The following is a 7,636-nucleotide window of genomic DNA, read 5'->3' as shown; positions in this document are numbered from 1 at the left end:
CTGCGCTTAATCGCATGATTCAACTTGCTAAACCTGTCTCCTGTTCTGTTGTTAGTTAATTATCTATCCTAATATTCTCTATTCTTTTGTCTTCTTTTTATTCATGCAACAACGCCCCAGCATTCATTTACATATGTGCATTTGCCTACGGGATCGGTATGGAAAATCCCCACGGGTGCGGCGGCGGCAAGGGTGGCATAACGTTTTTCGCTTGCTTTGAGGAGGGCTTCGGCCTGTTTGCGTTCTTGGATCTCTAATTCTAAGGATTGGTTTGCCGCCTGTAATTTAGCAGTGCGTTCCTGCACACGACGTTCTAAATTTTCTTGAGTAAGCAGTAAAGATAACTCCACTTGCTTTATGAGCGTAATATCATGCATCAAACCCACACGAATCCGTCTTGTCCCATCTTCAATAAAAGACTGAGATAGCAACATAGAAGCTTCACTACCATCTCGTTTAGTGATGGAGATTTCCGAATCTGAAAACCAATCGTATTCTACAGGGAGGAGGGGAGGGGAATTGACTGGAAGAATCTGTTCTATAAGCTGAGGCTGCCCTAGGGATTCAATTGATTGTCCGATGAGATTCTCTCGACCTAAATTGCAAAGCGATCGGAGCGCTTCATTGACAAATAATAATTTTCCTTCTTCGTCGATAATATAAGCGCTATCCTTGACCTGCTCCATAGCATGACTGAGCAGCCTGAGTTGCTGTTCCGATTTCTGGCGGGCAAGGGTTTTGCTAACAGTTACGGGCAATACTTTTAGATAGTTACGTTCGGGATCTTTGATCAAATAATCAGAAGCCCCCTCATTCATTAAGGTGGCGGCAATTTCCTCATCACCACTGCCCGTCGAAATAATAAATGGACAATTTATCTCTCTTAAAAGAGGGAATAACTCATTGGAAAAGCCATCCCCCAAGTTATAATCTAAAATCGCAACTTCAAAAGACTGATGATTGAGAATGTTAAGGGCTTCGGATAGCGAACTCGCAATAGTATAGTCGTAGGATAATCCTGATCTTTTGACATAGCGAGTAAAGGCAAGTTGATCGATCGGATCGTTCTCCACCAGTAAAATCTTAGTTTGGGCTGAATTATTTGGGGATAGGGAAATCATGATAGGAGTTTTTTAGCATCAGGTAATTGATGGAGGAGACTGCTTGATGGGTGATGAGGCTAGGATATGAAAGTCGATACTTCGTTTAAGCACCAATATTGATAGATTATTTGTAGTTTTTCGACAAAATTAATATATTTGAAAGGTTTGACAAAATAGCCTGCAACACTCAATTGAAAACCTGTCAGGCGATCTTCCTCTTCTTGAGATGTTGTTAAAATGACGACAGGAATTTTGCACCATTCTGGGCTGCTTTTGACGATCTTCAGAAACTCTAGTCCGTTCATGCGCGGCATATGTAGATCTGAGATAATGAGTGCGGGGGTAGGATTGCTGGGCTGGGACAAAAATTCTAGGGCTTCTTCTCCGTTATAGCAGATAGAAAGGGGATTCTTGGCATTGATATCTCTAAACCCCCTCTGTAAAGTCATTATATCTAGCGGGTCGTCTTCTATTAGCAAAATTGGATCACAGATTTTCATGCTTGTCTGCCTTAAATATGGACGGTTCTTCGTTTCTACATATTGGTAGCGTAAAGTAAAATGTGCTTCCTTGCATAATTTCTGAGGTTACCCAAATATGACCGCCGTAGATTTCGACAATTTTTTTGGCGATCGCTAAACCGACTCCCGTACTCTCAGGTTGGTCGCTGGGATTTAAGGCTTGGAAAATCTGAAAAATCCTATTAAAGTATTTCGCTTCAATCCCTATCCCTGTATCGCTAATATAAAATTCCCAAAACCCCCTTGTCTCATAATACCCAATATGGATTTCTCCCTCACTCTTACCCATATATTTAATGGCGTTGCTGATTAAATTCTGAAATAATTGTTGTATTCTGGTGGCATCGGCGAGTATTTGTGGTAGTTGGCGATCGATCTGGATTTTAATTCCCGCAGGAGGAGTGATGAATTCAATTACGCCTAGGACAACTTGATGGAGATTGATCGGGATTTTTTCTTCCCGCAGGCGACCGATACGGGAATATTGCAATACACCATCAATCAACTCGCCCATGCGACGTACTCTTCCCCCAATTAATCCCAATACTTTCTTGCCTTCCTCATCAAGGCGATCGGCATAATCTTCAATAATCCAGTCAGATAAAGAAGCGATGCCCCGTAAAGGTGCTTTGAGATCGTGCGATACGATGTGGGCGAAGTCTTTGAGCTCTTGATTGACCGATGCTAGCTCTTGCATCAGTTGTTGCTGCTGTAGCTCGTTGCGCTTACGTTCGATCGCATGGAGGATCGATCTTTCCAGTAGTAGGGGATTGAGGAACTTACCCTTAATTAAATAGTCAGAAGCACCTGCGCTCATGGCTTGGCGATCGACCTGACTATCGCCTACACCTGTCAGGAGGATGATCGGTTTATTGCATCCCCGACTAATCGCTTCCTGCATTAGTTCTAACCCATTCTCTTTGCCAAGTCGATAGTCTAATAGATAGGCTGCATGGCGATTCTCGGCAATTTTCGCTAATCCGTCTCGATAATCGCTGCTCCAGTCGAGTTTAAATTCCAATTGTTCGGATTCACTTAAAAAATCACGAGTTAAAAGATAGTCATCCTCATCGTCATCAATTAAAAGGATAGGACAAATTTCTGAAGCCATTGTTTTATCTCCAGTTTTATCTCCAGTTTTATCTCCAGTCTTATCATGGGCGACTGGAACCCTATGGGCTCTTGGTTGGCAAATCGATGCTAGAGGCTCTATCGGGTAATTCGACAATCTCAAACCAGTAAGTCCCTAAGGTTCTCATGATCTTGACCATTGAGTCAAAGACCACGGGTTTGGCAATGAATGAACTCACTCCTAAATCATAGGTTTGCAGGATATCTTCTTCAGCCTTTGATGTTGTCAAGACGACGATGGGAATTTGGCGCAGATTAGGATTGGACTTGATTTCTTTTAATGCTTCTCGCCCATCCTTGCGAGGCATATTCAAATCTAGCAAGATTAAATTCGGTCGAGGGGCACTTTGGGGATCGCAATAGTTACCTTGGTGTAGTAGATAGTCCATCAGTTCTTCGCCATCTCCTACAAAATAGAGATCGTTAGCTAAGCGATTTTCTTCTAAAGCCTCCTGCATCAACAGGCGATCGTCTTCGTCATCTTCTGCTACTAGGATTATGATGGGGGTTCCTTTTTTGGTCATAATCTTAACGAACTCTGACGGTTTGGTGGATAGGTATGGTAAAAATGAAAACTGAACCCTGATCGAGTTGGCTTTGAGCTGTAATCGTGCCGCCATGACGTTCTACAATTTTACGACAGATTGCTAACCCAATGCCAGTTCCTTCATAATCTTTTCGTCCGTAAAGGCGTTGAAAAATCTGGAAAATCCTTTCTACGTATTTCTCCTCAAAGCCAATCCCATTATCGATAATCCTCACTTCACACCAGTCTTGATTGTCGCTGTGATAAATTCGCGATCGCACTTGAATGAATGGCTGGACGCTATTTTTGTGAAATTTAAGGGCATTGCTCAATAGGTTTTGCAAAATCTGGCGCATTTGCAGGGCATCGGCATCAATGACAGGTAATGGATCGCATTCAATCATGGCTCCTGTTTTTTCAAGGCGTATTTCTAAGTCGGAGAGGACTTCTTGCAAAATGACACTTAAATTTACGGGTTCAAAGGGCTTGGCCTGAGTTGTCACGCGAGAAAAGACGAGGAGATCATCAATGAGTATTTGAGCGCGACTTGCAGCATTCAGCATTCTCGCTAGATAGTCTTGCGCTTTATCGCTCAGGGAGCCTTCACAGGTTGACTTGAGGCGATCGCCAAAGGCTTGGACTTTTCGTAAGGGTTCCTGTAAGTCATGGGAGGCAACATGGGCGAAATCCTGCAATTCTCGGTTGCTGGTTTCCAATCTTTCGGTCAAGCTATGTAATTCTGTAAGAGCCTTGAGGCGTTCCTTAACTTCTATCCTTAATTCATTTTCTGTCTCTTTGAGGGGAGTAATATCCGTACGAATGGCAAGATACTGATAGGGCTTCCCATGGTCGTTGAGAAAGGGAACGATTGTGGTGTCAACCCAGTAAAATGAGCCATTCTTGGTACGATTTTTTATTTCTGCTCGCCAAATATGCCCTTGCGAAATCTCCTGCCACATTTCTCTAAAGAACTCGCGGGGATGATATCCAGAGTTGAGAATATGGTGATTCTGTCCGATGAGTTCGTCGCGATGATATTGAGAGATTTCACAGAACTTATCATTAACAAATGTAATCGTACCTTGAATATCGGTAATTGCCACGATCGCCGTGCGATCCAAGGCATCGGTGATGTCTTTTAGCTGCTTTGCGGCTTTTTTGCGCTCGGTAATATCCTGAGCGACGATCAGAAATCCTGTAATTTCGTTGTGATCGCTTTGCATGGCGACAATCGATATTAAAACAGGAAGGCGATCGCCATTTTTGCGAATATAAGTCCATTCCTGTTCAATAACTTGACCCAATCTTGCCTTGGCGACTAATACATCAAATTCCGAACCTATAGGCTGATTTAACTCCGCTGATAGTTGTTGCGATCGCTGGTTAATTTCATGGTGATCGTGGAAAATCGTCGATTTCCTCCCAAGGATTTCCGTTGCCTGATATCCCAACATTGCTTCGGCTCCTGCATTGAAGGATTGAATTGTGCCCTGCAAGTCGGTGGCGATAACGGCAAAATTAATACTATTAAAGATCGCTTGTTGAAACATCAAGGCTTTGGATAGCTGCGCTTCTGAGGTCTTGCGAATGGCGTTACTATGCCTTAATTCCAATTGACTAATGATAAGACGGCTCAGAGCGGTCAAACGTTCGATCTGTAGAGGGGTGAGGTGGCGGGGTTCGCGATCGATGACACATAATGTGCCCAGTGTAAAATTATCGGGGGTTTTTAGTGGTATGCCAGTATAAAAACGAATCTTGGGATCGTTGACGACAAAGGGATTGTCCGCAAAGCGGCTATCTTGGGTTGCATCGGGAACTGTGAGAATCGCATTATTGGCAACGACATGACCGCAAAAGGATAGATCTCTGGAGGTTTCCGAGGTCTCTATGCCAATTTTTGCCTTGAACCACTGCCGATCGCGATCGATTAAGGAGATTAAGGCGATCGGCGTACCGCAAATATCGGCAGCGATTTGGGTCAAATCGTCATACTCTTGTTCTGGTAAGGTATCGAGGATTTGATAGCGGTCAAGGGCAACTTGGCGATCTGTTTCGTTGGTAGGGATTGTAGGTATCTGCATAACAAGACAATACCTAATAATTTAGCGAGTCTAGCGAATTTAGCGAGGTCTAACCAGAAAAGAGGGCAAATCTACTTTGGATGTTGGACGAGGCGATCGCAATGGGGCTGTTTCAGGAAATGCGTCGAGCGATCGCGGGCTTCGGTAGTTGGGTTCGGATTCGGCAACGGGGTTTGGGGTTAACTGTTTGGCTGGTTTCTCAGCTAGTAAACGATCTAACGCACCGCTGAGTTGTAGGGCGTGATGCTGGTGACGAACGGACTGCTCTTTCCAATGCTGAATTGCGGCTTCATACTCCGATGTTTTTGATGCTTGTTGCAGGACTTGGTTTTGTAGGTCTTCGATCTGCTGTTCTAATTCTTGGACTCTAGTGAGATCGCTGACATATTCATTTTCTAGTCCCCGCAAGGATTGTTGCAATTGGGCGCGATTGGAAAGATGTTGAATTAGTTCTTCCTCAAATTGATCGCGCTGAGACTTTACCTCCGATAACTTAATCTGGGCAATTTCAATGGTTTTGGTGGATTCTCTCAGGAGCGATTGGCTAGTTTCTAGCTCTTTAGTGAGGGTTTGCTGGGAGATATCGAGGGCAGTGTTCTGGCATTGGAGTTGATGAATTAACTCGTTTTTGTCGCTAATTTCCTGTAGGTGTTGCTGCTTAATTTTCTGGGTCTCGATTTCTATAGCTAGGGCTAAACGATGTTGAAATTCTTCCTCAATTTGCAAAACATGAACGGCTAAGCGATCGCTGAGATCGCGATCATCGGACATTGGGGCAGAGGCTTGGAGTTGAGAAATTTGATTTTGGAGTTGGGTAATTTGGTTCGTGAGCGCAGCGATTTGGCGATCGCGATCGTTGGTAACGCTAATAATTTCCTGTTCGAGCTGATCGACATATTCACATTCAAACTGATGTTGTGCTTTTAGAGTCTCTAGCTCAGTATGGAGGTGATCGCGCTCAGTTATTAACTCAGTTATTAACAATGCTTTTTCGGCTTTTTCGGTAGATGCAGCATTAGTCTGGGAATTCTGATGATTGGTATGATCGGTCGTTTCTGCTGACCAATCGTCTGAAAACGCATCGATACTATCTAGATCGAGATCTTCAAAATTATTTAGCAACATATTGGCAACTTTGGCGATCGCTTTTTCTTTAGGCTTTACGTCTTTTAAGAGCGCGTCAAGTTCGTCATCATCATTAACGGGTACTGCCTGAACCGAAACTTCTCGTAGAGCTGCTTCACGTTTCATATCACTCACGGATAACCTCACCCACAATACCGAGGTGTTTTTACAAGTCAAACATTAACAGACTTTGCCAAGTTTGCAAGTTTTTTTCTGCGTAATTCGGCGTAACTATTATGGCTTGCGGGGAAGGTTGCGAACAAAAGTTTGGATTTCTTTGTAAGGGCTTTGAGCAACTATTTCCTTATCAGTCTTTTTGAGGACAGTTTTGTCAGGTAATTTTTTATTCTCAAATTGTTTACTCACAATGACTGCGGGAATAGTATTGTCAATTACATCTACATCACAGCGCACAGTAAAGGCGGGTATTTTGGCATTGGTTCTTTCATTGATATAGTCGCCGTCCCGAAAATTAAAACAGTTGATCTGCACAACCGTCTTTACTTCCGCAACTGATTTGGCATAGAGTTCACCTAATGCTGTCCGATCTTCTGGCAGAAATTCACTCTTGTTGTCGGCTCGTTTATAGACGAAAATCACTTTCCCTTTAATATAAGGCTGATCTACTTCTTTTACGGGTGGCGCAAGCGCGGCAAATTTGTCACTTTGGGATTCCAACTCGTCTAGGGCTTTTTTCTTTGTTTGCTCTGCTTGCGCATTTTTCTCTGCAAGCTCTTTGTCGAGTTTTACCTTAGCAATTTCTTCAGGTGATTTGCAACCTGAGACGATAGTTACACAAAATAGGGAAATTAGGAGTAGCCACTGGTATGGGGCATTTTGCAGAGACATTTTCATAGGTTTCTCTAGAATTGACTCGTTTGGATAAATTTTTGGGGGAGCATTAAGTGATCGCCTCAACTCTCGGAAAACTAATCGCCCGACTAATTGCCTGAAAATATCTGGATAGTTAACTAGATTAATACCTAGATTAATACAATGCGGATGATGTGATCAACCAAGTCGAAATAAACCCCCAAAGATAAGTGGCGGCGCTTCGCGCCGCCACTTATCTTTGGGCTAAGCAAACCTTACGTTGCTCACCCGCTACGCGAGCGATACGCTCTTCTAAGTTTTACAGCAATTATT

General features: G+C 43.4%; 7 protein-coding genes. All 7 read right to left on the bottom strand.

The window, feature by feature from the left end:
- Positions 1–101 precede the first annotated feature (101 nt).
- The 7 genes from PSE7429_RS19930 to PSE7429_RS19900 all read right to left on the bottom strand — a co-directional run bounded on the left by PSE7429_RS19930 (position 102) and on the right by PSE7429_RS19900 (position 7,345).
- Positions 102–1,121, bottom strand: a complete 1,020-nt coding sequence (locus tag PSE7429_RS19930; RefSeq protein ID WP_009629155.1) for a PAS domain-containing response regulator — start codon at positions 1,119–1,121, stop codon at positions 102–104.
- A 59-nt stretch (positions 1,122–1,180) separates the two neighbouring features.
- Positions 1,181–1,603: a response regulator gene (locus PSE7429_RS19925; protein WP_009629154.1), complete on the bottom strand. Its 423-nt coding sequence runs from the start codon at positions 1,601–1,603 to the stop codon at positions 1,181–1,183.
- Positions 1,590–2,735, bottom strand: coding sequence for a hybrid sensor histidine kinase/response regulator (locus PSE7429_RS19920; protein ID WP_009629153.1), 1,146 nt, complete (start codon positions 2,733–2,735; stop codon positions 1,590–1,592). Before PSE7429_RS19920 ends, PSE7429_RS19925 begins: the two co-directional genes overlap by 14 nt.
- 61 nt (positions 2,736–2,796) lie before the next feature.
- Positions 2,797–3,279 (bottom strand): response regulator, encoded by a 483-nt coding sequence (locus PSE7429_RS19915; RefSeq protein WP_009629152.1) that lies wholly within the window; start codon positions 3,277–3,279, stop codon positions 2,797–2,799.
- A gap of 4 nt (positions 3,280–3,283) precedes the next feature.
- Complete coding sequence (locus tag PSE7429_RS23915) at positions 3,284–5,365, bottom strand: GAF domain-containing sensor histidine kinase (protein ID WP_009629151.1); 2,082 nt, start codon at positions 5,363–5,365, stop codon at positions 3,284–3,286.
- A 39-nt stretch (positions 5,366–5,404) separates the two neighbouring features.
- Positions 5,405–6,616, bottom strand: a complete 1,212-nt coding sequence (locus tag PSE7429_RS19905) for a coiled-coil domain-containing protein (protein ID WP_009629150.1) — start codon at positions 6,614–6,616, stop codon at positions 5,405–5,407.
- A 108-nt stretch (positions 6,617–6,724) separates the two neighbouring features.
- Positions 6,725–7,345: a hypothetical protein gene (locus PSE7429_RS19900; RefSeq protein WP_009629149.1), complete on the bottom strand. Its 621-nt coding sequence runs from the start codon at positions 7,343–7,345 to the stop codon at positions 6,725–6,727.
- Positions 7,346–7,636 lie beyond the last annotated feature (291 nt).

This window comes from Pseudanabaena biceps PCC 7429 (genome assembly GCF_000332215.1).
In the GTDB taxonomy this organism is placed as follows: Bacteria; Cyanobacteriota; Cyanobacteriia; order Pseudanabaenales; family Pseudanabaenaceae; genus Pseudanabaena; species Pseudanabaena biceps.
Note: the sequence above shows the minus strand (reverse complement) of the source record. Positions and strands in the feature narration are given on the sequence as shown.

Bases quoted from the DNA above. Each gene is read 5' to 3' on its own strand.
- PSE7429_RS19930 (WP_009629155.1), bottom strand. From the start codon at position 1,121: ATGATTTCCCTATCCCCAAATAATTCAGCCCAAACTAAGATTTTACTG.
- PSE7429_RS19925 (WP_009629154.1), bottom strand. From the start codon at position 1,603: ATGAAAATCTGTGATCCAATTTTGCTAATAGAAGACGACCCGCTAGAT.
- PSE7429_RS19920 (WP_009629153.1), bottom strand. From the start codon at position 2,735: ATGGCTTCAGAAATTTGTCCTATCCTTTTAATTGATGACGATGAGGAT.
- PSE7429_RS19915 (WP_009629152.1), bottom strand. From the start codon at position 3,279: ATGACCAAAAAAGGAACCCCCATCATAATCCTAGTAGCAGAAGATGAC.
- PSE7429_RS23915 (WP_009629151.1), bottom strand. From the start codon at position 5,365: ATGCAGATACCTACAATCCCTACCAACGAAACAGATCGCCAAGTTGCC.
- PSE7429_RS19905 (WP_009629150.1), bottom strand. From the start codon at position 6,616: ATGAAACGTGAAGCAGCTCTACGAGAAGTTTCGGTTCAGGCAGTACCC.
- PSE7429_RS19900 (WP_009629149.1), bottom strand. From the start codon at position 7,345: ATGAAAATGTCTCTGCAAAATGCCCCATACCAGTGGCTACTCCTAATT.